General features: G+C 64.1%; 22 protein-coding genes. 17 read left to right on the top strand and 5 right to left on the bottom strand.

Annotated features, from left to right (window positions below; genetic code table 11):
- Nucleotides 1-107 precede the first annotated feature (107 nt).
- From HAP40_RS21640 to HAP40_RS21625, 4 genes are all read left to right on the top strand, one after another.
- Nucleotides 108-977 carry a VOC family protein gene (locus HAP40_RS21640; protein ID WP_166815799.1) on the top strand — a complete coding sequence of 290 codons (870 nt, stop codon included), beginning with the start codon at nucleotides 108-110 and terminating at the stop codon, nucleotides 975-977.
- A 1-nt stretch (nucleotide 978) separates the two neighbouring features.
- Nucleotides 979-1,365, top strand: a complete 387-nt coding sequence (locus HAP40_RS21635) for a RidA family protein (RefSeq protein ID WP_166815801.1) — start codon at nucleotides 979-981, stop codon at nucleotides 1,363-1,365.
- A 33-nt stretch (nucleotides 1,366-1,398) separates the two neighbouring features.
- Nucleotides 1,399-2,103 carry an L-2-amino-thiazoline-4-carboxylic acid hydrolase gene (locus HAP40_RS21630; RefSeq protein ID WP_166815802.1) on the top strand — a complete coding sequence of 235 codons (705 nt, stop codon included), beginning with the start codon at nucleotides 1,399-1,401 and terminating at the stop codon, nucleotides 2,101-2,103.
- 185 nt (nucleotides 2,104-2,288) lie between these two features.
- Complete coding sequence (locus HAP40_RS21625; RefSeq protein WP_166815804.1) at nucleotides 2,289-3,275, top strand: integrase core domain-containing protein; 987 nt, start codon at nucleotides 2,289-2,291, stop codon at nucleotides 3,273-3,275.
- A 200-nt stretch (nucleotides 3,276-3,475) separates the two neighbouring features.
- Here HAP40_RS21625 and HAP40_RS21620 read toward each other — a convergent pair whose 3' ends face one another.
- From HAP40_RS21620 to HAP40_RS21605, 4 genes are all read right to left on the bottom strand, one after another.
- A complete protein-coding gene (locus HAP40_RS21620) occupies nucleotides 3,476-4,504 on the bottom strand; it encodes an ABC transporter permease (protein ID WP_166815806.1) in 1,029 nt (342 codons plus the stop codon).
- A gap of 12 nt (nucleotides 4,505-4,516) precedes the next feature.
- Entirely contained in the window at nucleotides 4,517-6,019 is a 1,503-nt protein-coding gene (locus HAP40_RS21615) for a sugar ABC transporter ATP-binding protein (RefSeq protein WP_166815808.1), read from the bottom strand.
- A 6-nt stretch (nucleotides 6,020-6,025) separates the two neighbouring features.
- On the bottom strand, nucleotides 6,026-7,048 hold the full coding sequence (locus tag HAP40_RS21610; protein WP_166815810.1) for a sugar ABC transporter substrate-binding protein: 1,023 nt from the start codon (nucleotides 7,046-7,048) through the stop codon (nucleotides 6,026-6,028).
- 145 nt (nucleotides 7,049-7,193) lie between these two features.
- Complete coding sequence (locus HAP40_RS21605; RefSeq protein ID WP_166815812.1) at nucleotides 7,194-7,595, bottom strand: globin; 402 nt, start codon at nucleotides 7,593-7,595, stop codon at nucleotides 7,194-7,196.
- A 481-nt stretch (nucleotides 7,596-8,076) separates the two neighbouring features.
- Between HAP40_RS21605 and HAP40_RS21600 the strand changes: the two genes are divergently transcribed.
- The 12 genes from HAP40_RS21600 to HAP40_RS21545 all read left to right on the top strand — a co-directional run bounded on the left by HAP40_RS21600 (nucleotide 8,077) and on the right by HAP40_RS21545 (nucleotide 20,004).
- Nucleotides 8,077-8,451: a DUF2946 domain-containing protein gene (locus HAP40_RS21600; protein ID WP_208024748.1), complete on the top strand. Its 375-nt coding sequence runs from the start codon at nucleotides 8,077-8,079 to the stop codon at nucleotides 8,449-8,451.
- A 96-nt stretch (nucleotides 8,452-8,547) separates the two neighbouring features.
- Entirely contained in the window at nucleotides 8,548-10,947 is a 2,400-nt protein-coding gene (locus tag HAP40_RS21595; protein ID WP_166815816.1) for a TonB-dependent receptor family protein, read from the top strand.
- A gap of 26 nt (nucleotides 10,948-10,973) precedes the next feature.
- Entirely contained in the window at nucleotides 10,974-12,185 is a 1,212-nt protein-coding gene (locus HAP40_RS21590; RefSeq protein ID WP_166815818.1) for a sialidase family protein, read from the top strand.
- Complete coding sequence (locus HAP40_RS21585; protein WP_166815820.1) at nucleotides 12,182-12,679, top strand: TlpA family protein disulfide reductase; 498 nt, start codon at nucleotides 12,182-12,184, stop codon at nucleotides 12,677-12,679. The genes HAP40_RS21590 and HAP40_RS21585 overlap by 4 nt, the downstream gene beginning before the upstream one ends.
- Nucleotides 12,680-12,706: 27 nt before the next feature.
- On the top strand, nucleotides 12,707-13,240 hold the full coding sequence (locus tag HAP40_RS21580) for a copper chaperone PCu(A)C (RefSeq protein WP_166815821.1): 534 nt from the start codon (nucleotides 12,707-12,709) through the stop codon (nucleotides 13,238-13,240).
- Nucleotides 13,240-13,674 carry a hypothetical protein gene (locus tag HAP40_RS21575; protein ID WP_166815822.1) on the top strand — a complete coding sequence of 145 codons (435 nt, stop codon included), beginning with the start codon at nucleotides 13,240-13,242 and terminating at the stop codon, nucleotides 13,672-13,674. Before HAP40_RS21580 ends, HAP40_RS21575 begins: the two co-directional genes overlap by 1 nt.
- Nucleotides 13,675-13,694: 20 nt before the next feature.
- Nucleotides 13,695-14,213, top strand: coding sequence for a YcnI family protein (locus HAP40_RS21570; protein WP_166815823.1), 519 nt, complete (start codon nucleotides 13,695-13,697; stop codon nucleotides 14,211-14,213).
- Nucleotides 14,213-15,775, top strand: coding sequence for a copper resistance CopC/CopD family protein (locus tag HAP40_RS21565; protein ID WP_166815824.1), 1,563 nt, complete (start codon nucleotides 14,213-14,215; stop codon nucleotides 15,773-15,775). Before HAP40_RS21570 ends, HAP40_RS21565 begins: the two co-directional genes overlap by 1 nt.
- A gap of 165 nt (nucleotides 15,776-15,940) precedes the next feature.
- Nucleotides 15,941-17,260: a proline--tRNA ligase gene (gene proS, locus HAP40_RS21560; RefSeq protein ID WP_166815825.1), complete on the top strand. Its 1,320-nt coding sequence runs from the start codon at nucleotides 15,941-15,943 to the stop codon at nucleotides 17,258-17,260.
- A 73-nt stretch (nucleotides 17,261-17,333) separates the two neighbouring features.
- Nucleotides 17,334-18,614 (top strand): lipoprotein-releasing ABC transporter permease subunit, encoded by a 1,281-nt coding sequence (locus tag HAP40_RS21555; RefSeq protein WP_166815826.1) that lies wholly within the window; start codon nucleotides 17,334-17,336, stop codon nucleotides 18,612-18,614.
- 7 nt (nucleotides 18,615-18,621) lie between these two features.
- The gene (locus tag HAP40_RS21550) at nucleotides 18,622-19,320 is read left to right on the top strand and encodes an ABC transporter ATP-binding protein (protein WP_166815827.1); all 699 of its coding nucleotides are present in this window, start codon (nucleotides 18,622-18,624) and stop codon (nucleotides 19,318-19,320) included.
- 42 nt (nucleotides 19,321-19,362) lie between these two features.
- On the top strand, nucleotides 19,363-20,004 hold the full coding sequence (locus HAP40_RS21545) for a glutathione S-transferase family protein (protein WP_166815828.1): 642 nt from the start codon (nucleotides 19,363-19,365) through the stop codon (nucleotides 20,002-20,004).
- 113 nt (nucleotides 20,005-20,117) lie between these two features.
- On the opposite strand, the gene HAP40_RS21540 is transcribed toward HAP40_RS21545, so the two are convergent.
- Complete coding sequence (locus HAP40_RS21540; RefSeq protein WP_166815829.1) at nucleotides 20,118-21,197, bottom strand: zinc-binding dehydrogenase; 1,080 nt, start codon at nucleotides 21,195-21,197, stop codon at nucleotides 20,118-20,120.
- A 110-nt stretch (nucleotides 21,198-21,307) separates the two neighbouring features.
- Between HAP40_RS21540 and HAP40_RS21535 the strand changes: the two genes are divergently transcribed.
- On the top strand, nucleotides 21,308-22,081 hold the full coding sequence (locus tag HAP40_RS21535; RefSeq protein WP_166815831.1) for a helix-turn-helix transcriptional regulator: 774 nt from the start codon (nucleotides 21,308-21,310) through the stop codon (nucleotides 22,079-22,081).
- Nucleotides 22,082-22,100 lie beyond the last annotated feature (19 nt).

Raw genomic sequence — 22,100 nt, 5'->3', positions numbered from 1 at the left:
CAATGGCTGTGCGCTTGCAATAGATTTTCTTGCGCTGAGCCGCAGGAATGATGGTTTGCGCGGCAATGCTGTCCCCGGATACGGTCAGGCGCAATCCGGAGAACCCCATGCCTCGTCGTCTCGATCATCTCGTCATCTGCGTCCGTGATCTGCAACAAGCTGCGCTGGATTGGCAAAAGCTCGGCTTCAATCTCACGCCGACCGGCGTGCACCCGTTCGGAACCAGCAATCGCCTCGCCCAGTTCGCCGATAATTTTCTGGAGCTGCTGGCCGTCACCGACGATGCATTGGTGCCCGCGGCCGCGCCCGGCCGTTTCAGCTTCGCGGCCCACAACCGGGAATTTCTGGAGCGCGGCGAAGGAATGTCGATGCTGGTCTTGCACAGTACCGACGCTCACGCCGATGCGGCCCATTTCGCAGCGAAGCGCATCGGCGCCTACGCGCCGTTCGATTTTGGCCGCGACGCGGTGCTGCCGGGCGGTGGCAAGGCGCGCGTCGAGTTTTCGCTCGCCTTCGCCACCGATCCGGCGATGCCCGGGATCGCGTTCTTCACGTGCCAGCAGCGGCATGCGCCCGAATTGTTCTGGAAGCCCGACTATCAGCGCCACCCCAACGGGGCTGCGCGCGTGGTCGAGGTCGTGATGTCGGCACCGGAGCCGGCAAGGCATCGCGAATTTCTCGAGCATCTCATGGAAGGCCGGGCCGAGCTTGCGCCCGGGCGGCTGACCATCGGCGAGACCGGCAATCGGATCACGGTGCTGGGCCCTGCGGAATTGTCGCGGCGATTGCCGGGCCTCGCCGGCGAAGCCACGCCGCGCTTCTGCGCTGCGCGTGTTGCGGTCGGCGATCTCGATGCGACACGGCGGACATTGAGGTCCAACGGCGTCGATTTCGAGATGTTCGGCGCCGTGCTGCTGGTGCCGCCCACGGCGTCGCATGGGCTGGCGCTGGAATTCGTCCAACAGGAGACAATCTGACATGGCTCAAATCGTCACCCATAATCCGCCGTCGGTTCATGCTCCCGCCAGTGGGTACAGCATGGGGCTTGAATTCAGCCAGCACCGCCGCCTGCTGTTCATCAGCGGCCAGGTGCCTGAGAGGTTCGACGGCAGCGTGCCCGAAGGTTTCGAAGCCCAATGCGAGCAGTCCTGGCGCAATGTCATCGAGGTGCTCGCCGCTGCCGGCCTCGGCGTCGGGAATCTGGTCAAGGTCACGACCTTCCTGACCGATCTCAGTCAGGTCGTGCCCAATCGCGGCGTGCGCCGCAAGATGCTGGCGGGACACGAGCCCGCGCTGACGGTCATGATCGCGCAAACCGTCGACAGCAAATGGCTGCTGGAGATCGAGGCAATCGCTGCGGAATGAGGCGGGCAGGCCAATTTGATTGAGAGGCATCCGATGGCCGAAATCGTCCATCCCTTCTACGAGGCGCATCGCGGCGCGATGGAATCGGCGATGCGCCATCGGCTCGACCTTGCCGAAGCGATGTTGCGCGAGCGCGCGGACCTGCCCGAGATCGACGCGGTCCGGCAGGAGGTGATGGACGAGTTCGCAGTCGTGCTCGCGCAGATGCCCTATGTCGGAGGGGCGGCAAGCCGCATGAGCGATTTCTTCATGCGTCTGATGGGGTTCATGGCCATCAGCCGCGTGCTGCTGCGACACGGCGTGCCGCTGCCCGTGATCGGCGACATCGAGCGGGAAACGTACAAGGCGCAATTGCTCACGGTGCCCGAGGCGGAACGCCTCGCCGCGGGACGCCAGTTCATGTCGCCGGAGAACCGGCATTTGCTGCGCGAGCAGGCTGCAGAAAGCACAACGAAAAGCCATAGGGACGCGTTTCCGGGAGATTTCGTCTACGACTTCGTCGAACCGGGGCCAAACGACCACTTCGAGTTCGGCATCAACTACAGGGCCTGCGGCTTCTGCACATTTGCCGCGCGCCACGGCGACAAGGACATCCTGCCGAACATCTGCGGGCTCGATTTCGATGCCTATGCGACGCGCGGCATCCGCCTGGAGCGGACGCAAACGTTGGCCGGCGGCGCCAGCCATTGCGATTTCCGATTCTCGCGGTTGGCGCCGGATGTAAAGGTGGAGAGTTAGGCTCGTTCCCATACGCTGCGATACGCGCGGCCCGGGATTGCTCTCCTGCCGCCCCATCGTCATTGCGAGCGCAGCGAAGCAATCCAGAATCCCTCCGTGGAAAGACTCTGGATTGCTTCGCTGCGCTCGCAATTGTGCATGTTCACTAATTCGCTGATTGGATCGCTCCAGCGGAGGACGATCCGATGCGGGACAACAGCTACGACCGAACGATTGAGCGCAACTATCTGCAGAAGTGGCGTTTTCTGATCCCGGAGTATGAAGCGGTGAAGGCTGGTCGGTCGGCGCTGTTCAAGCGGGTCGGCGACTTTTACCGACATCACGGGACCTGCTCGCAGACGTTCCGCAAGTATTACAATCGCTATCTGCAGAGCGGCGAGGAAGCGGACCTGCTGCCGCGACGGCGCGGCCCCAAATGGCGGGAACGGCGCGAGCCGGAAGGGATCGAGGCGGAGATCGTCGCCCATCGCAAGCGAGGGATGAACCGCTACGAGATTCATGCCGTCTTGCGTGAGACGCGCCAGACGGTACCTTCGCCGATCACGATCTACCGGGTGCTGCGACGCTATCGCTTGAACCGCCGCACCCTGGCGATGCGCGAGGAGAAACGCCGCATTATCAAGGACAAGCTCGGGGAACTGGGCCACGTCGATCTGCATCAATTGCCGCGCGATATGTTCCTCGCGCCACCCCCGGTCACGGCCTACATCATCAGCCTGATTGACAGCTGCTCGCGGCTGGCCTGGGCTGAAGTGCTGATCTCCAAGAAGGCGCTGCCGGTCATGTTCAAGACCCTGAAGATGATCAACACCCTCAACGTCACCTACGGGCTCATCTTCCAGGAAATCCTGTCCGACAACGGCGCCGAATTCGCTGCCCGCACCAAGCCGGACGAACACCCGTTCGAGGCCATGCTGCTCGAGCTTGGCATCAAACACCGCTACACCAGGCCCTATCGGCCACAAACCAACGGCAAAGTCGAACGCTTCTGGCGTACCCTCGATGACGACGTCATCGAAGGCGCGACCTTCGACAACCTCGACCACTTCGCCAACGAACTGTTCGAGTACCTCCTCTACTACAACAACCACAGACCCCATCAGGCCTTGGCGGGACAAACTCCCAAGGCCTTTGCCGCAACCAAGACCACCGCGATCCAATCAGCGAATTAGTGAACATCGACAGCAATGACGGGGTAGGCACCGCCTTTCGAAGCAGTCGCCATGGTGACATCATGCGCCTGTTTTGCCCGACGCGTCAAACGGATTTCGTTAAATCCGTAGCTGCACGGCGCCACTGGCAAGTCATTGATTCCACTGGCCCCGGCTACTGTGCATGGGGTTGTTTTCGCACTTTATTGATGCGCGTGGTCTTAGTCCGCCGCTTTTTCCCTCAAGCGCTGCGCATAGACGTTGATGACCAGCGCCGCCAGCAGGATCAGTCCGCGGATCAGGATCTTCAGGAAACTGTCGATGTTGACGTGGTCGAGCCCGTTGTTGAGCACACCGAGCACGAACAGGCCGACGATGGTGTTGCCGATGCCGCCGCGGCCGCCGAACAGGCTGGTGCCGCCGACCACGACGGCAGCGATGGAGTCGAGCAGGTACGTGTCGAACTCGTTCTGCTGTGCGCTGCCAAAATGGGCGACACCCAGCATGCCGCCGATGCCGGCGCACACCGCGGAGATCACCATCACCGCGCCGAGGATGAGCTTGACGTTGAGGCCGGCATATTCGGCCGCCTCGCGATTGCCCCCGACCATGTAGACGTAGCGGCCGAAGCGCGTGTAGGTCAGCACCAGATGGCCGCCGAGCAGCATCAGCGCGGCGATGATCACGAGCCAGGGGATGCCGCCGATCGAGCCCGAGCCGAGCGTCGTGACCAGGCTCGGCACCTTGTAGGCGATCTGGCCGCGCACCAGCAGCGCGGAGATGCCGGCGGCGATCTGCATCATCGCCAGTGTCATGATGAAGGAGGGGATTCCGATCACGGTCAGCCCCAGCGCATTGACGAGGCCGAGCAGCGCGCAGAGCAGGATCGACAGGATGATCGCGACCGCGCCGGGCAGCGGCACGTTGGCGATGTTGACGTAGGATTCCTGCAGCGTGAAATAGGCGACCGCGATGCCGGTGACGTTCGCGATGGCGGCGATCGAGAGGTCGATCTCGGCGCAGAGGATCACGAAGGTGAGGCCGACCGCGATGATGCCGGTGATCGACACTTGCGTGAGGATGTTGCCGAGATTGTCGAGCGTCGCGAAGGAGGGGCTGGCGAAGGCGAAGAAGCCCGACAGGAAGATCAGCGTCAGGAACGGCGCGATGTTGCGCATCTGCGAGCGCAGGAAGGGCGCGAGGCCGCGCGCCCGCGCATCCGCCGCTGAAACCGTGTCACTGCTCGCCATGGTGCTTCTCCGTCACGCCGCTTCCAGCAGGCGGTCCTTGCTGACCGGCTCGTTCCTGAATTCCCGCACCAACGCGCCGCGCTTGAGCACGAGGATGCGGTCGGCCAGCGACAGCACCGTTTCCGGCTCGGTCGACAGCACGATGATGGCCAGGCCCTTGGCGCGGAGGTCGCGGACGATGTTGATGACGTCGTTCTTGGCCCCGACGTCCATGCCGCGGGTCGGCTCGCACAGCACCAGAAGCTTGGGCGGGTAGGTCAGCCATTTTGCCAGCGCGACCTTCTGCTGGTTGCCCCCGGAGAGCATGCCGAGGTCGAGGCCCACCACCGGCGGCCTGATCTGCAGCTGCTCGACCTGCCGCTTGGCGATATCGCGCTCCCGGGCCGGCCTGAGCAGCAGCGCCGAGATGCGGTCGAGGATGCTGATCGAGATGTTCTTGTAGACCGGCTCCTGGTGAAACAGCATGTCGCGCCGGCTCTCCGGCACCAGCGCCACGCCCGCACGCCGGGCAGCCGCCGTGCTGGCGAAGGTCTTCGGCGTGCCGTCGACGGCGAGCGTGCCGCCGTCCGGCTTCAACTTGCCGAACAGGATGCGCGACAGCTCCTGCTGGCCGCAGCCCATGAAGCCGTAGATGCCGAGCACCTCGCCGGCGCGGGCCTCGAACGAAACGTCCTGAAGGCTGCGGGCGAAGGAGAGCTGATCGACCTTCAGGATCACCGGGCGGTCGCTCGGCTGCGGCAGCATCAGATCGTCGGTGTAGCTATGCTCGAGCGCCTCGCCGCCGCGGCCGATCATCGCTTCGATCAGCGCGCCCTTGGTGGTTGCGGCGCTCGCCGTTTCCGCAACCTTCCGTCCGTTGCGGAACACGGTCACGGTGTCGGAGACGCGCAGGATGTCCTCGATGAAATGCGAGATGAAGACGATGGCCGTGCCTTGCTCGCGCAGCCGCCTGAGCGTCGCAAACAGCCGCTCGACCTCGGGCGGGGAGAGGGCGGATGTCGGCTCGTCCAGGATGACGATGCGCGCGCCCGAGAACAGCACGCGCGCGAGCTCGATCAGCTGCTGCAGCCCGATCGGGAGGTCGCCGAGCCTGCTCATCGGATCGACGTCGATGCCGAAGCGGGCGAGTTGCTCGCCGGCCTCGCGCGCCATCCGCCGCCACTGGACGAGGCCAAGGGCGTTGGTCGGCTGGTTGCCCAGAAAGACGTTCTCGGCGACCGTGAGGTCGGGGGCGACCGAGAGCTCCTGATGCACCATGGCGATGCCCGCCGCGTGCGCATCGCGCGCCGAGCGGAAATGCGTCTCCGCCCCGTCGATCAGGAAGCGGCCGGAGAACTCGGTGTGCACGCCGGCGATGATCTTCATCAGCGTGCTTTTTCCAGCGCCGTTCTCGCCGACGAGACCGTGGATCTCGCCGGGAAGAAGCGCGAAGTCGACACCACGAAGCGCTTCGACACCGCCAAAGCTCTTCGTGATGCCCTGGAGCTCCAGGATGGGCAAACGAACCTCAGGCATGGAGGACTAGATCAGGAAATGGTCCTGCATCCATTGCATGCCGGGCGCGTTGGCCTTGGTGACGACGGGGCCGTCGGTGACCACGTTCTTGGGGATGCCCTGTCCGCTCTTCTCGCCGCCGACCACGGCCGAGACGCCCGCAATGATCGCGCCGCCATGGATACGGCAGGACGGATTGCGCACGGTCGCGAACATGCGGCCTTCGCTCACCGCCTGGATCGCCGGCGGCATGGCATCGACGCCGCCGATCAGGATGTTGGTGCGGTTGCGGGCCTTCATGATGTTGTAGGCGGCGAGTGCCATGTCGTCATTGTGGAAGAACGCCGCGTCGATCTGCGGATATTTGGTCAGATAGGTTTCCCAGAGGCGAGCGGTCTTCGACACGTCCCAGTCGGCCGGCTGGGTGTCGAGCACCTCGATGTTCGGGAACTGCTTGACGACCGAGTTGAAGCCCTTGGCGCGGCCCTGTGCCCCGGAGTGGCCGAGCGCGCCCTGGGTCATGATGATCTTGCCCTTGCCGCCCATCGCGTTGCACAGCGCCTGGGTCACCGAGGCGCCCATGAACTCGTTGTCGGGCGCGAGGAAGGAGTGGACGTTGATTTGATCGAGCGGAGCAATCAGCGTGTCCATGTCGATCACGGGCGTGCCGGCGTCGATCATCTTCTGCACGGGCTGGGTGAGGGTGCCGATGCCGAAGGCCTGGATCGCGACGAAGTCCCATTTCTGCGACGCCATGTTGTCGACCGCCGCGCGTTGCTTCACCGCATCGAGCTGACCGTCGAACCAGGTCACCTCGACGTTGAACAGCTTGCCCCAGAACTCTGCGGCTTTCTTGCCCTGTGCGCACCACGTCGCCTGCAGGCCTGCGTTGGAGAAGGCCGCTTTCAGCGGCTTCTCGGATCGTCCGACTTCGGCTGCAAGTGCTGGGTTTATGCCCATGCTGCCGAAGAGGGCAGCTCCGGCGCCGGCGGCCGCTGCCGCCTGAAGAAGATCGCGCCTCGTCGTCGAGAAATCTTTCGTCCCGGACATCGCTCGCTCCCGTAAAGTTTTATCGTCGGCGCGTCATTGATTGCGCGACCGATGTCCGAAAGTCTCTCACAAGAGGTGTTTGCACTCAATCTGCAATCAATCGCACGATCGCCGCAGCGAGCCGCCGTTGGTGCAGCGCAAAGCGTCACGTCGGCACGGCGAAGGCGTCGATCTCGACGAGCAATGCATCCCAGGCCCGCGCAATGTCGCCCGACCATTCATTGCCGAGCAGATCACGGAGCGTATCCCTGATGATCGCGAAGAACGCGATGAAGAGTTCGCGAGACGTGCCGTAAGCCTCGTGCGAGGCCGCCTCGCAGGCGATCAGCCGGAAATGCCCACGGCGCTCGGCCGCGAAGTCGAGAATCGCCTCAATGGCGAGCGCGAGCATCGATCCCATCACGAGCTCGCTGCCTTGCGAGCGGAACATCGTCCGCGCTTCCGGATGCGCTTCGAACAGGCGTTGATAGACCTGCGGTGTCAGATCGGCGCAGCGCGCGGCCGCCAGCTCGAAGCTCTGCTCGATCGGATTGGGAGAAGCCGTCATCGGCGCTTCAGCCATCCAGACAAAAAAAGAGCGGGGCCCTGGCCCCGCTCAAAAATTGTGTCGACCCTATTATCCCCGATTCTAAGATTTGCTCTTGATTGACGGGGCGACGCTGCGTTTTGCGCGCCAGGGGCTCCTCCCGAGACTTGGACCACCAGACTTCGACCTCACGGCCAGCCTGAGCGAGAGGGATGCTAGATCAACTTTTCTCACTTGTCATCATTTTCGGCAACGATTGTTCAAAATTCGAGCAGTTGGCGAAATGTTCGGGCTTTTGATCTTGTAAGTGTATGACAGATATAAGAAATCTTTGGAAGGGCGTGGCCGTTGGCCTGTCTGAAATGCCGGCCCTCCGGCCGCACCAGGGTTTTTCGGAGCACAGTTTTCGAGAAATTTGCGCCGGGGCAAGAAGACCGCGGAACTGACCTCGACTTAGGGCGGGCCGGGTGTTTAGTTAGCAGGCGAACGAATGGTTCGGCGAATGCGCGCGCGGCTGCAAAAATTCCTACCCATCGTCCTGCTCGCTTTGGTGATGCAGGTGCTGGCGCCGATTGCCGCGTGCTTGGCGGCCGGCCAGGCCGTTGCCGATCCGTTGTCCGCCGCCATCATCTGCCACAGCGGGTCGGAGCAGGGGGGCCCGAACGATCGGACCGGCAGCCCGACCGCGCATGCCGGTGCCTGCGCGCTGTGTTGCCTCGCGCAGGCGAACGCATCGCTCGATTCGCCGCCGCGCGTCGCGCTCGCAATTCCCGTCCGCCTCGCCGAGCGCGTGGTGTGGCGCGATGCGGATGCGTCCACCGTTTCTGCCCATCGAGGCTCAGGCGCCCAGGCGCGCGCACCTCCACACTTTTCCTGACCTAGCGACCAACCGAACCATTGGCGCGCGACTTGGCTGCGCCGGTGGCGAGCTCAATGGACCGGCCGACGCGCCGGATGTCAGGAATTTCTAGAGATGTCACGCATATGTGCGATCGGCAGCGCAAGCTTGCCCGTGCTTTGTGGGCTGCTGTCCGCGGTCGGCTCAGATGCACTTGCCCAGTCGGCCCAGGAGGCGCTTCCCCCTGTCACCGTCGAGGCGCCGCAGACGGCCCGTCCCAGGGCGACAAATCGGCCATCGCGGCCGCGCTCTGCTTCGGCTGGCCGCGCTGCACGGCCTGTTGCGCCGAACGCGACCGAGAGCGCCCCGGCCCAAAACCGGACGTTGACCGTCGCCGCGGCGCGCGATGGCCTCAATCAGGCGCCGACCGGCCAGACCGCGACGACCATCAATCGCAGCCAGTTCGACAATCGCCCGGCGTTTTCGGTCGGCGACGTCCTGCGCGACAGTCCGGGCATTTCGGTCAAGCAGGGGAATGGTCCGCGCGATTTCGGCATCTCGATTCGCGGCTCCAACGCCCGGAACGGCTTCGGCATCCGCAATCTTGTGATCTTCGACGACGGCTTTCCAGTGACGCAGCCGGACGGCCTGTCGCGGAGCGACCTGATCGATCCCCACGCCTATGGCGCGATCGACGTGATCCGTGGCCCCTCGTCGGCGCTCTACGGCAATTATGCGACCGGCGGCGCGCTCAATTTCCGGACACGGCCGGGTGGCACGATCGACGGCGTCGAATATGGCGTCGACGGCGGCAGCTACGGCTATCTCAATAATTACCTGGCGGCCGGCAAGAAGGTCGGGAATTTCGAGGGCTCGCTGTTCGCAAGCGACGTGCGGGGAGACGGCTATATCGGCAACAGTTGGTTCAACACGCAGACGGTCAACTTCCTCGGAACGCTCCAGGCGACGCCGGACGATCGCTTCACGGTCAAGGTCATCAACAATGACCTCAGCACGCGGTTGCCGATCCGGCAGTCGCTGAACCAGTACTATCTCAACCCGTTCCAGCAGGGATGCGCGACCGGCGCCACGGCCGCGCCCGGATGCGGCACGGTCAGGCTGTTCAACAACGGCTTCAACGCCACCGCCGGAACTGATGTTGAGACGGCGGTGCAGGCCGGGCTCGGCCGCAACGATCGTCGAACCATCGTCGGCGGCCGCTGGGAGCACGATTTCGACAACACCATGACCTGGCGCAACCAGTTCGTCTTCGACGACCGGAACATCAGCCAGCCGACCGGCACGACCAGCGCGATCGGAGATTTTCCGTCGTACAACTACATGAGCGACCTGACCAAGCGCGGTGAGATTCTCGGCCTGGAATCGACCACCTTCTTCGGCGCGTTCTACAACACCCTGACGGCGTCGAGCGACACGCGAAACGTGATGCCGGGGGGCAATGCCACGCTCGGCAGGCTCTCGAGCAATCTCTTCAGCGAAACGACCAATTACGGCGTCCGCGCGCGGGAGGAGCTGAGGCTGACGACCTCGCTGACGGCGGTCGCCGGGGTTGGCTGGGAGACCACCGTCTTGAAGGGGATCAATACGGCATACGCGTACGCAGGTCCCACCGGAATTACCACGACAACCTTCACGACGGCAGACCGGCAGTTTCAAAATGCCGCGCCGGAGCTGGCGCTCCTCTACAATCTCAACAACGAATGGCTGTTCCGGGGGCGGGTTGCTACGGGATACGGCACTCCGCAGGTTTCTAATCTCTTTGTTCTCCCAACCGGCTTGTCGGGCAACAACACTCAGCTCCAGACGCAGAAAAATCTGGGCTACGATCTCGGTTTTGACTGGACGCCGAACAACACACTCAGGCTTAGCGCGACCGGCTTCTACGAGTTCTTTCGCAACGAGATCGTCAGTCAGGCTACCCCGGTTGCCGGCACATCCTACTCGTTCAACGCTCCGCGATCGGAGCATCGCGGCATCGAGCTTGCGGCCGACTGGAAGTTCTATCCGGGCTGGCGGTTCATGGCGGCGTATACCTATCTCGACGAGGTCTACACCGAATATGTCGAGAACATCACCAATGGCGCGGTGTTCAGCTTCAACCGGGCAGGCAACAAGATCCCGGGCATCTCGCCCAACGAGTTGACGGCAAGGATCGGCTACGACGAGTTTGCCGGACCGCTGGCGGGTCTCGGCGGCTTCGTCGAGGTGCAGTGGAAGGATTCCTTCTACATGGACAATGCGAATTTGCTGAAGGCCCCCGGCTATGAGCTGGTCAATGTGAATGTTCACTACAAGACCGATCTCGTGTCCGACACCTTCCGATCCCTGAATCTGTTTCTCGAAGTCAGAAACGTGTTCGACCGCACCTACGTCGCGTCCGCCAACAACATCGCCAATACGGTGACCGGGGCCGGCCTTCAAAATCCTGCGAGCGTGCTCGCAAACACGATGGGATCGATCTATGCGGGCTCGCCGCGCACGTTCGTTGCGGGTATGAAGGTGGCGTTCAGATGATCCGGGCTCTCGAAGGGACTAGGGCCGTGATCCGAAATGGCTTGTTCGGGATAGTCGCTCTTGCACTCTTGCCGGGCGCGGCGCTCGCGCAGATGCATGCACAGCATGCGTCCGAAGCTGCTTGCGAAGAGCCCGCGTTGCGCTGCGCGACCAAGGTGACGCCCGCATTCGGTCCGGACGGAACGCTGTGGCTGGTCTGGATGGCAGGCGGGCAGGTCTCGGTTGCGAGTTCGCAGGACGCGGGGCGCAATTTTTCGGTTCCCGTCCAGGTCACGACCAAGCGGCTGAACCTCGATTGGGGGCCGGATGCCCGGCCGAAGATCGTCGTCGATCGCAAGGGCGGGATCGCGCTCGCGTTCTCGATCTTCAGGGACGAGGCGTTCAACGGGCAGGTGCTCTACACGCGCTCAGCCGACGGCGGCAAGAGCTTTGCGGAGCTGAAGCCCATCACTGCCAATAACGAGAGCCAGCGTTTTGAGGCGCTGGCGCTCGATCAGGATGGAACGATATTTGCGGCCTGGCTGGACAAGCGCAATCGCGTTTTTGCGAAGGAAGCGGGACAGAAGTACGAGGGAGCGGGGCTGTTCTTCACGTCGTCGAACGACGGCGGCACCACCTACGCAGAAGCAAAGCTGGCGCGCGAGGGGACCTGCGAATGCTGCCGGTTGGGATTGACGTTCGCGGCGCCCGGGCGGCCGGCTGTGATCTTCAGGAACATCTTCGAAGGCGGCGTGCGCGATCACGCGGTCATGACCTTCACCGACCTTTCGACGCCGGGTGACATCCACCGGGTGAGCAATGATGACTGGCAGATCAATGCCTGCCCCCATCACGGGCCGAGCCTCTCGGTCGCGCCGAACGGGACCTATCATGTCGTCTGGTACACGAACGGCAAGGCGCGGAAGGGCTTATTCTACGCGCATTCGCGCGACGAAGCCCGTACGTTCTCCGCGCCGATGGCGCTGGGACGGCCGGATCGCGGTCCGGCGCGTCCCTTCGTGCTCGCGAGTCCGGCGGGAACGTTGATGGTGTGGAAGGAGTTCGACGGTGAGAAGACCTCGGTGCAGATGACGACCTCCCGGGACGACGGCGAAACCTGGTCGCCGCCGAGGACGATTGCGAGCACCACGGACACGTCTGATCATCCCTTGCTCGTCGCCAATGGTCGGCAGGTGTATCTGTCATGGATGACGAAAGCGGATGGCTATCGTCTCACAGCGATCGAGGATCAACCATGAGACGTCGATTTGCAGGCTTTATGGGGCTGGGTATCCTGATCGCATCGGCGTCCGCGCTTGGCGCGCCGCCGGCTCTCAAGCCATTCGAACGCGGCACATGGCAGAGCGTGCTCAAGGGGCACGCCGGCCGCCCGATGCTCGTGCACTTCTGGGGCGTGACCTGCGGCCCCTGCAAGGTCGAGCTGCCGTTGCTCGGCAAGTTTGCAAAGGACCACCCCGAGATCGATGTCGTCACGGTCAGTGCCGATCTCGTGCCGAACCTGCCGGCCGCGACGCAATCGATGCTCGACAAGGCGGGGCTGTCGTCCACCGAGAATTTCATCTTCAGCGACGGCTTCGTCGAGCGTTTGCGGTTCGAGATCGATCCTGCCTGGCAGGGCGACATCCCCAGGACCATGCTCTTCTCACGCGACGGGACCGTCACCACGATCGAAGGGTCGGCCGACATTCCCGATCTTGAGAAATGGTCGGCCCAACAGCTCTCGGCGCACTGAATCCAGTCTGCAAACAGGAATACGGACATGAAGACAATGTTGAAGAATGTGCTGCTCGCGACGTTCGCCCTCACGCTTTGCGCAGCGCCCGCCGTGGCCGATGACATCAAGGCCGGCGATCTCGTCATCTCGCAGGCCTGGAGCCGGGCGACGCCGGGCGGCGCCAAGGTCGCGGGCGGCTATCTCACCATCGAGAACAAGGGCACTGCGGCGGATCGGCTGGTCAGCGTTTCCGCCGACATCGCAGGGAAGGCCGAGATTCACGAGATGGCGATGGACAACGGTGTGATGAAGATGCGCCCGCTCGACAAGGGGCTCGCCATCGATCCCGGCAAGACGGTGAAGCTCGCGCCCGGCGGCAATCATTTGATGCTTCAGGAGCTAAAGGGCCCGTTCAAGCAGGGTGACAAGGTGCCGGTGACGCTTCAGTTCGAGAAGGCCGGAAAGGTCGCCGTGTCGCTCGACGTCCAGGGCGTCGGCGCGCAGGCGCCGGGTGGTGCTGGGCATTCAGATCACATGGACATGAAGAAAATGCCAGATCATTCGGGAATGAAGATGTGATGAAACTGATCAAGCCTCCCATGACCTCGCGTCGAAACTTTATGGCTCCTGCGCTCGCTCTCGCTGGGCTGCTCGCGATTGCGGCGACACCGGTTGCGGCGGCGACCGACGACGACAGTTTCTTCACGCATCTGCACACCGACAAGGCGATGGCCAATGTCACGATCTCGCCGGGCCGTGCTGGCCCGGTCGAGATCGCGATCCAGCTCGAAACGACAGACGAGACGCCGCTCACGGCCAAAGCCGTGTCGGTGACGCTCGTGGATACGCAGACCGGCAGGAAGCTCGCGCCCCTCGAGGCCGCGCGCAATGGCGAGGACAGTTGGCACGTGAAGGTGGCGCAATTGACGCCCGGTCGCTGGATGCTGGGTCTCGGAATTGTGCTCTCCGAGGCCGATCATGTCAGCATTGAATCTCCGATCCTGATCAAGTGACGATGTCGAAGGGACCGAACATGTCGAAGCGAGCCTGCCTCATCCTGATGGCGGCGCTCGCCGCTTCGCCGGCGGCGGCGCACGTGTCGCTCGAGACCAAGCAAGCCACAGTCGGTGCGTCGTACAAGGCGGTCTTCACTGTGCCGCATGGCTGCGCGGGCTCGCCCACGGTGAGGATCCGGGTGCAGATTCCGGAAGGCGTGATCGCGGTGAAGCCGATGCCGAAGGCGGGCTGGAACGTCGATGTCGTCGAAGGCAAATATGCCAACGAGTACGACTATCACGGCAACAAGCTTTCTTCCGGCGTCAAGGAGGTGGCATGGTCCGGCGGCAAGCTGCTGGACAAGCACTATGACGAGTTCGTCATGCGCACGGTCCTGACAGATAGGCTCAAGCCGGGCACGACGCTGTATTTCCCCGTCGTCCAGGAATGCGAGACCGGCGTCAGCCGCTGGATCGAAATTCCGGCAGAGGGGGCAGGGCACTCGCATGAGGGCAAGTCGCCGGCGCCTGGCGTAAAACTCCTGCCAAAGCCCTGATGCGCCTGCTTGCCGCGCTCGCGACGCTGCTCCTCGTTGTCGGCTTCGCGACCGGCGCCTCGGCGCATGCGGCGCTCGTCGCGGTCGAGCCGGCGAGCGGCAGCATGCTCGCTAACGCGCCGAAGGCAGTGGAGCTGCGCTTCAACGAGGCAGTGACGCCGGGCGCGATCCGACTGATCGATGGCGCAGGCAGGACGCGAGACGATGCGCGCGTCAGCGCCTCGGGCGAGATGGTCTCGGTCGTGATGCCTCCGGACCTGCCGCAGGGCACGGCGGTCGTCAGCTATCGCGTGATTTCGCAGGATGGCCATCCAGTCTCGGGATCGGTGATCTTCTCGATCGGCATGCCGACGGGAACGCAACCGCCTGTAAATGCCGATCGCGGTTTGAATGCGCTGATCTGGCTGACGCGGGTCGGTCTCTATCTTGGGCTCCTTGTCGGGGTCGGCGGCGTGTTCTTTGCGCGCTGGATCGCATGGTCGACGGTTGGCATGACCGTCCCGCGCGTGGCGCTCGCGATTGGCCTTCCGAGCGCCGTGGCGTCCCTTGGCGCGTTGGGTCTTGATCTCCTTGGCCTGCCGCTGGCGGCTCTTGTGACGGCGACTCCCTGGAAGGTCGCGATCGCGACCAGCGCCGGTCCGGCGCTACTGGTCGCCTTCGTTGCGATGCTGTTCGCTTTATTGGCGCTGCGTAGCGCGTGGTATGCGCGCGCTCTGGCGATAATCGCATTCGCTGGCGTCGGCCTGTCACTCGCCATGACCGGACACGCCGCGACGGCGCAGCCCGAGATCGTGACGAGGCCGGCGATGTTTCTTCATGGCCTCGGCGTCGCCTTCTGGATTGGGGCCCTCGCTCCGCTCGCCGCGCTTGTATCGAAACCGACCACCGCGACGACGCTCGTCGTGAGCCGCTTTTCCCGCATCGCTACGCTCGCGGTTGGCGCGCTGGCGTTGACCGGCCTTGGCCTTGCGATCATCCAGCTTGAAAGGCCGTCCGCGCTGGTCGAAACCCGCTACGGACTCATCCTCTCGATCAAGCTTGGATTGGCGACCGTGCTGCTTGCGCTCGCCGCGCTCAACAGGTTCCGGCTGACGCCGGCCCTGGCGCGAGGGGAGATGGCTGCCCCAGCCCTCAAGCGCTCGATCCTGCTGGAATGCGCCATCGCGCTTGCCATCCTCGCCGTCGTCGCCGGCTGGCGCTTCACGCCGCCGCCGCGGACCATCGTTCCGGAAACGCCGCTGGCGATCCACATCCACGGCGACAAGGCGATGTTCCAGGTGCTGGTGTCTCCCGGGAAGGCCGGCGTGGACGACTTCGTGCTCCAGCTCATGACCGGAGAGGGGACGCTGCTGAAGGCCAAGGAGGTGACTTTGACGCTGAGCCTGCCCGAGCGTGGCATCGAGCCGATGGAACGGGGCGCCTCGCTGGGGCCGGATGGCTATTGGCACGTTCGCAAGGTCGAGCTGCCCTTCGCCGGCCGCTGGCAGGTGCGGATCGACGCGCTGGTGAGTGACTTCGAGAAGATCACGCTGGAGGACGAACTCGTCGTGCCGCCGCCCTAGGCTCGCTGGCTTTGCCGGGCCTGCTGCTGCTCAAGTCAAACCTGAAGCCAACGGAAAAATGACAGGAATTCCGTCGCCTTAGCGGCTTTTCCTCATTCCTGCACTTGTGTTTTCGCTCCCAATCCGCTTTCACTGCAACCCACCACTGATTCCCAGAGTATTGCCATGCGGTTGTCGCGGTTCTTTCTGCCCATCTTGAAGGAAAACCCGAAAGAGGCGGAGATCGTCTCGCATCGGCTGATGCTGCGCGCCGGCATGATCCGGCAGGAGGCCGCCGGCATCTATGCCTGGCTGCCGCTCGGCTTTCGCGTGCTCAAGAAGATCGAGCAGATCGTGCGCGAGGAGCAGGACCGCTCCGGCGCGATCGAGGTGTTGATGCCGACGCTCCAGCTCGCCGATCTCTGGCGCGAGAGCGGGCGCTACGATGCCTATGGCCCGGAGATGCTGCGTATTGCCGACCGCCACAAGCGCGAGCTGCTGTACGGGCCGACCAACGAGGAAATGATCACCGAGATCTTCCGCGCCTATGTGAAGTCCTACAAGAACCTGCCGCTGAATCTCTATCATATCCAATGGAAATTCCGCGACGAGCAGCGTCCGCGCTTCGGCGTGATGCGTGGCCGCGAGTTCCTGATGAAGGACGCCTATTCGTTCGACCTCAACGAGGCCGCGGCGCGGGTCGCCTACAACAAGATGTTCGTGGCGTATTTGCGCACGTTCGCGCGGATGGGGCTGAAGGCGATCCCGATGCGCGCCGAGACTGGCCCGATCGGCGGCGATCTCAGTCACGAGTTCATCGTGCTCGCCGAAACCGGCGAATCCGGTGTGTTCATCAATCGCGACGTGCTCGATTTGCCGGTGCCGGGCGAGGACGTCGACTACGAGAGCGACCTGACACCGATCATCAAGCAATGGACGTCGGTCTATGCGGCGACGGAAGACGTTCATGACGCCGCGCGCTTCGAGCAGGAGGTGCCGGCGGAGAAGCGGCTTAATACCCGCGGCATCGAGGTCGGCCAGATCTTCTATTTCGGCACGAAATATTCCGAACCCATGAAGGCGCTGGTGGCCGGCCCCGATGGCGTCGATGTGCCGATCCACGGCGGCTCCTACGGCGTCGGCGTCTCGCGCCTGCTAGGCGCCATCATCGAGGCCTGCCATGACGATGCCGGCATCAAATGGCCGGAAGCCGTCGCCCCGTTCCGCGCCGTGGTGCTCAACCTCAAGCAGGGCGATGCCGCGGTCGATGCGGCCTGTGAAAAGCTCTATGCGGAGCTCACCGCCAAGGGCGTCGACGTGCTCTACGACGACACCGACCAGCGTGCCGGCGCCAAATTCGCCGCCGCCGACCTGATCGGAATCCCCTGGCAGATCATGATCGGGCCGAAGGGACTTGCCGACGGTAAGGTCGAGATCAAGCGGCGCAGCGACGGCGCCCGCGAGACCATGTCGCCTGCCGACGCGATCGCCCGGCTGGTCGGCTGAATATTGTTCATCGCGCGATATCGCGGCCGCCAATCCGGCCACAATTGACCCCGAATCATGGGATTATCGAGCGATGGATGAGACCATGACCGAAACCGTGCAGACCGCGCCTTTTGCGCCATTCGAGTGGATGCTGTCGGCGCGCTATTTGCGAGCGCGCCGCAAGGAGGGATTCATCTCGGTCATCGCCGGGTTCTCCTTTCTCGGCATCATGCTGGGCGTGGCGACGCTGATCATCGTGATGGCCGTCATGAACGGTTTCCGCAAGGAGCTGCTCGACAAGATCCTGGGGCTGAACGGCCATATCCTGGTTCAGCCGCTGGAATCGCCGCTGACCGACTGGAAGGACGTCGCTGACCGCATCAGCCAGGTCCAGGGCATCCGGCTGGCTGCGCCCGTGGTCGACGGCCAGGCGCTGGCATCATCGCCGTGGAACGCTTCGGGCGTCCTGGTGCGCGGCATCCGCTCCGACGACCTCAACAACCTCACCTCGATCGCCAAGAACATCAAGCAGGGCTCGCTGGAGGGCTTTGACGAGGGGCAGGGCGTTGCGATCGGGCGGCGGCTCGCCGACCAGCTGTCGCTGCATGCCGGCGACAGCGTGACGCTGGTGGCGCCGAAGGGCGCGGTCACCCCGATGGGCACGACGCCGCGCATCAAGCCGTACAAGATCGTCGCCGTGTTCGAGATCGGCATGTCCGAATACGATCTTGGTTTCGTATTCATGCCGCTCGCGGAGGCGCAGGCCTATTTCAACCGCAGCAACGACGTCACCTCGATCGAGGTGTTCACCACCAACCCCGACAAGATCGACGCCTTCCGCAAGGCGGTGACGGAAGCCGCGGGCCGCCCGGTGTTCCTGGTCGACTGGCGGCAGCGCAATTCGACCTTCTTCAACGCGCTCCAGGTCGAGCGCAACGTGATGTTCCTGATCCTGACCATGATCGTGCTGGTCGCAGCCCTCAACATCGTCTCCGGCCTGATCATGCTGGTGAAGGACAAGGGCAGCGACATCGCGATCCTGCGCACCATGGGCGCCTCGCAAGGCTCCATCATGCGCATCTTCCTGATCACGGGCGCCTCGATCGGCGTGGTCGGCACGCTGGTCGGCTTCTTCGTCGGGCTCGTGATCTGCCTCAACATCGAATCGATCCGGCAATTCCTGTCCTGGCTCACCAGCACCGAGCTGTTCTCGCCGGAGCTCTATTTCCTGTCGAAGCTGCCCGCCGAGATCGACGTCGGCGAGACCACGGCCGTCGTCATCATGGCGCTGACGCTGTCGTTCCTGGCGACGCTCTATCCGTCGTGGCGCGCCGCGCGTCTCGACCCCGTCGAAGCGCTGCGGTACGAGTGAGGGGCTGATGGAGCAGCAGGGGGAAGATGTACCGGTCATTTATCTCCACGAGATAAAGCGGCAGTACTTGCAGGGCGAGGTGCCGCTGACGATCCTCGACGGCGCCAAGCTGGCGCTGTGGGCCGGTCAATCGGTCGCGCTGGTGGCGCCGTCGGGCTCGGGCAAGTCGACACTGCTGCACATTGCGGGCCTGCTCGAGGCCCCCGATTCCGGTGAGGTCTATGTCTCGGGCGCGCCGACCTCGCAGCTGCCGGACATCGAGCGCACGCAGCTGCGCCGTACCGACATCGGCTTCGTCTACCAGTCGCACCGGCTGCTGCCGGAATTCTCGGCGCTGGAGAACGTCATGATGCCGCAGATGATCCGCGGCCTGAAGAAGTCCGAGACCGTGAAGCGCGCCAAGGAGATCCTGGGCTATCTCGGCCTCGGCGACCGCATCACCCATCGCCCCGCCGAGCTGTCCGGCGGCGAGCAGCAGCGCGTCGCGATCGCGCGTGCCGTGGCGAATGCGCCGCGCGTGCTGTTTGCGGACGAGCCGACCGGTAACCTCGATCCGCACACCGCGGACCACGTCTTCCAGGCCCTGATGCAGCTGGTCAAGGCAACCAAGGTTTCCATGCTGATCGCGACCCACAACATGGAGCTCGCCGGCCGCATGGACCGGCGCGTCTCGCTGTCGAACGGCCAGGTGGTCGAGCTCGAATAGGTCGTGCACCCATAATCGAACGCAATCCGGAAACGCTCAACCATGCTCACCGTCTATGGCGAAGGTCGTGGCTTCCGTGTTGTCTGGCTCCTCGAGGAATTAGGGTTGGCATATCGGCTGCACCCGGTCGATCTGCTCGCGGCCGAAATTGATCGCGATTTCCTCGCGATCAATCCCGCCGGCTTCATTCCTGCGCTGCAGGATGGCGAGACGATCATGGTCGAGTCGATCGCTATTCTGGAATACCTGCTGGCCCGTCACGGCTCTGGTTCGCTTGCCGTGGCCCCGGACGATCCCGCCTTCGCGTCCTATCTGCAATTTCTCCACTTGGGCGAGGCCGGGCTCGCCGGGCCGATGAACGCCGTCATTGTCGGTCGCCAGCTGGCGCCCGAAGCCGAGCGTGAAGCCCGGGTGACCCGCTGGGCACTCCAGACGTTCGAGAGCCGGCTGGGGTTGGTTATCCGCCGCCTCGCAGATTGCCCCTATCTCGCCGGCGACCGATTCACGGCCGCCGACATCTCGGTGAGCTACGCCCTCCTGCTCGGCCTGCGAACCGGCAACTATGTTCCCGGGTCGACCGAGCGGGACTATCTCGCCCGCACGACGGCACGCCCGGCCTATGCCCGAGCGATGGAAAGTTGCCAGGCCACCAAGGCCTGGGCGGCGAGATCACCGGGATTGTAGGGCTCGCTTCATCGGAGCAGCCAAAAGAACGCGAAAACAACCCCATGCACAGTAGCCAAGTGCCTGGCTAAACTGACGAAAAAAATGGCGGCGGCGCTCCGCCGCCGGAGGGTTCAAGGCCTGATCACGGTCAATTTGAACGGCCCGCCATTGGCCGCGGCGTGTTCCACCGCCGCGTTGGCGTGGTCGAGATCGAACGCGGTGGCCTCATAGTCGTCCAGCCTGAGCAGCCCGGCGCGCACCAGCGCGATCAGGCGGCTCGCGGCATCGGGCGGGTACATCCAGACGCCATGGATGCTGATGCAATTGCGCATGATCCATGGGTAGGGGAGGTCGAGCCCTGCGCCATCAGCCATGCCGACACCGCCCATCAGCACGACGCGGCCGTAAGCGCGCACCGTCATGACCGCCGCGCGCACCACATTGGTGCTCACGGAAGGCGGCATGATGTCGAACACGCAGTCGATCGGGCCCGATGCTGCGCGCTTCATCGCGTCGCGGTCGTCGTCCTCAACGCCCGTGAGCCTGACCGGCTTCACCCGGGCGCCGAAGCGGCGGACGAGATCGGCCAGGACCTTTTCATTGCGGCCGGGCGCGACCACGCAGGCCGCGCCCATCGCGAGTGCGACCGAGACGGCTGCGCTGCCGAAATTGCCGGTGGCTCCGCTCACCAGCACGGTCTCGCCTGCTTGCAGCTTGGCGGCAAGGAAGCCGCCATAGGGCACGAGCAGCGTGCCGAGTGCGCACCATTGCGTCGCGTCCTCGGACGTGATCGTGCCGATCCGTTTGACGTTCTCGGTCGGCACCCGCATCTGCTCGGCAAACGAGCCGTGGCGAAAATGCTGTTGCAGGCGCATGCCGCCGGCGCCGGCAGCGGTCAGCCCCTGCAGCGCGATGTCGGGCGCAAGGGCGTCGTCGCGCGAACGCACGGTCGGATCGCAGAACACCCAGTCGCCGACGGCAAGCCTGGTGGCATCGGGGCCGATCGCGCGCACGCGGCCAATGCCGCCGGGGCCCGGGATGATCGGCAGGTCGAGCGCGTAATTGCGCGTCCCGTCGAAGACCTCGTTCATGTAGGACAGCACGCGCGTGGCGACGACATCGACGATGACCTCGCCGGTGCCGAGCACCGGTTCGGAGACATTCTCGATCGCCAGTGGCGAACCGAAGGATTTGAGCACGGCAGCTTTCATGATGTTCACCTCAAGGTCGGGTGAAGCCGATATGGACCGCCTTGGATGCGCCAAGAAGGCCTGGTATTATCCTAGTATTCCAGGGACCCTCCATCGCGGGAGCGACAGCAATGGCCGACCCACGCCGCGTCGAATTCGGCGATTTCCTCCGCTCCCGCCGCGAGAAGCTCTCGCCGAGGAGCGTCGGGCTTCCGGCGGGCCGCCGCCGGCGCACCGCAGGGCTGCGGCGTGAGGAGGTCGCGCAACTCGCCGGCATCGGCGTCGACTGGTACATCCGCCTCGAGCAGGGCCGCACCGTCAGCCCTTCGGTCACCACCGTCGATGCGCTGGCGCGCGCGTTGCGACTCAGCAAGGCCGAGCACGCGCATCTGAAGGCGCTGGCGCGCGATGGCGTGAGGGCCGCCTTCGTGCCCGAGATCGTGCCGCCGCCGATCCGGCGGATGATCGAGAGCCTGGCGCAGCCGGCCTACGTCACCGGGCGCCGCTGGGACGTGCTGGCCTGGAATGCGGCGGCCGAGGAGATCTTTGGCTTTGGGCAATTGCCTGAACGGGACCGCAACACGCTGCTCCTCGTACTGACGAACAAGCAGACGCGAAAGTTCTACGGCGCAGGCTGGACCGATGTGGCCAAGAGCATGGTCGCGATGTTTCGTGCCACCCACGACGTCTGGGCCGGCGATCCCGCCTTCACCGAGCTGCTCGCGCGGCTGCGCCAGGGCAGCCCGGAATTCGTCAAATGGTGGGAAGCGCACGAGATCCGCAGCACTGCCTCGGGCCTCAAGACCATGAACCATCCGAGCAAGGGCGTGCTCCGGTTCGAGCACACCAGCTTTCAGGCCAACGATGATCCCGCGCTGAAGCTCGTGATCTATACGCCGGTGTAGGCAGGACGCGAAGGCCAAG

The sequence above is a fragment of the Bradyrhizobium sp. 1(2017) genome (genome assembly GCF_011602485.2).
Lineage (GTDB): Bacteria > Pseudomonadota > Alphaproteobacteria > Rhizobiales > Xanthobacteraceae > Bradyrhizobium.
The sequence above is the reverse complement of the archived record's forward strand: the minus strand, read 5'-3'. Positions and strand labels throughout refer to the sequence as shown.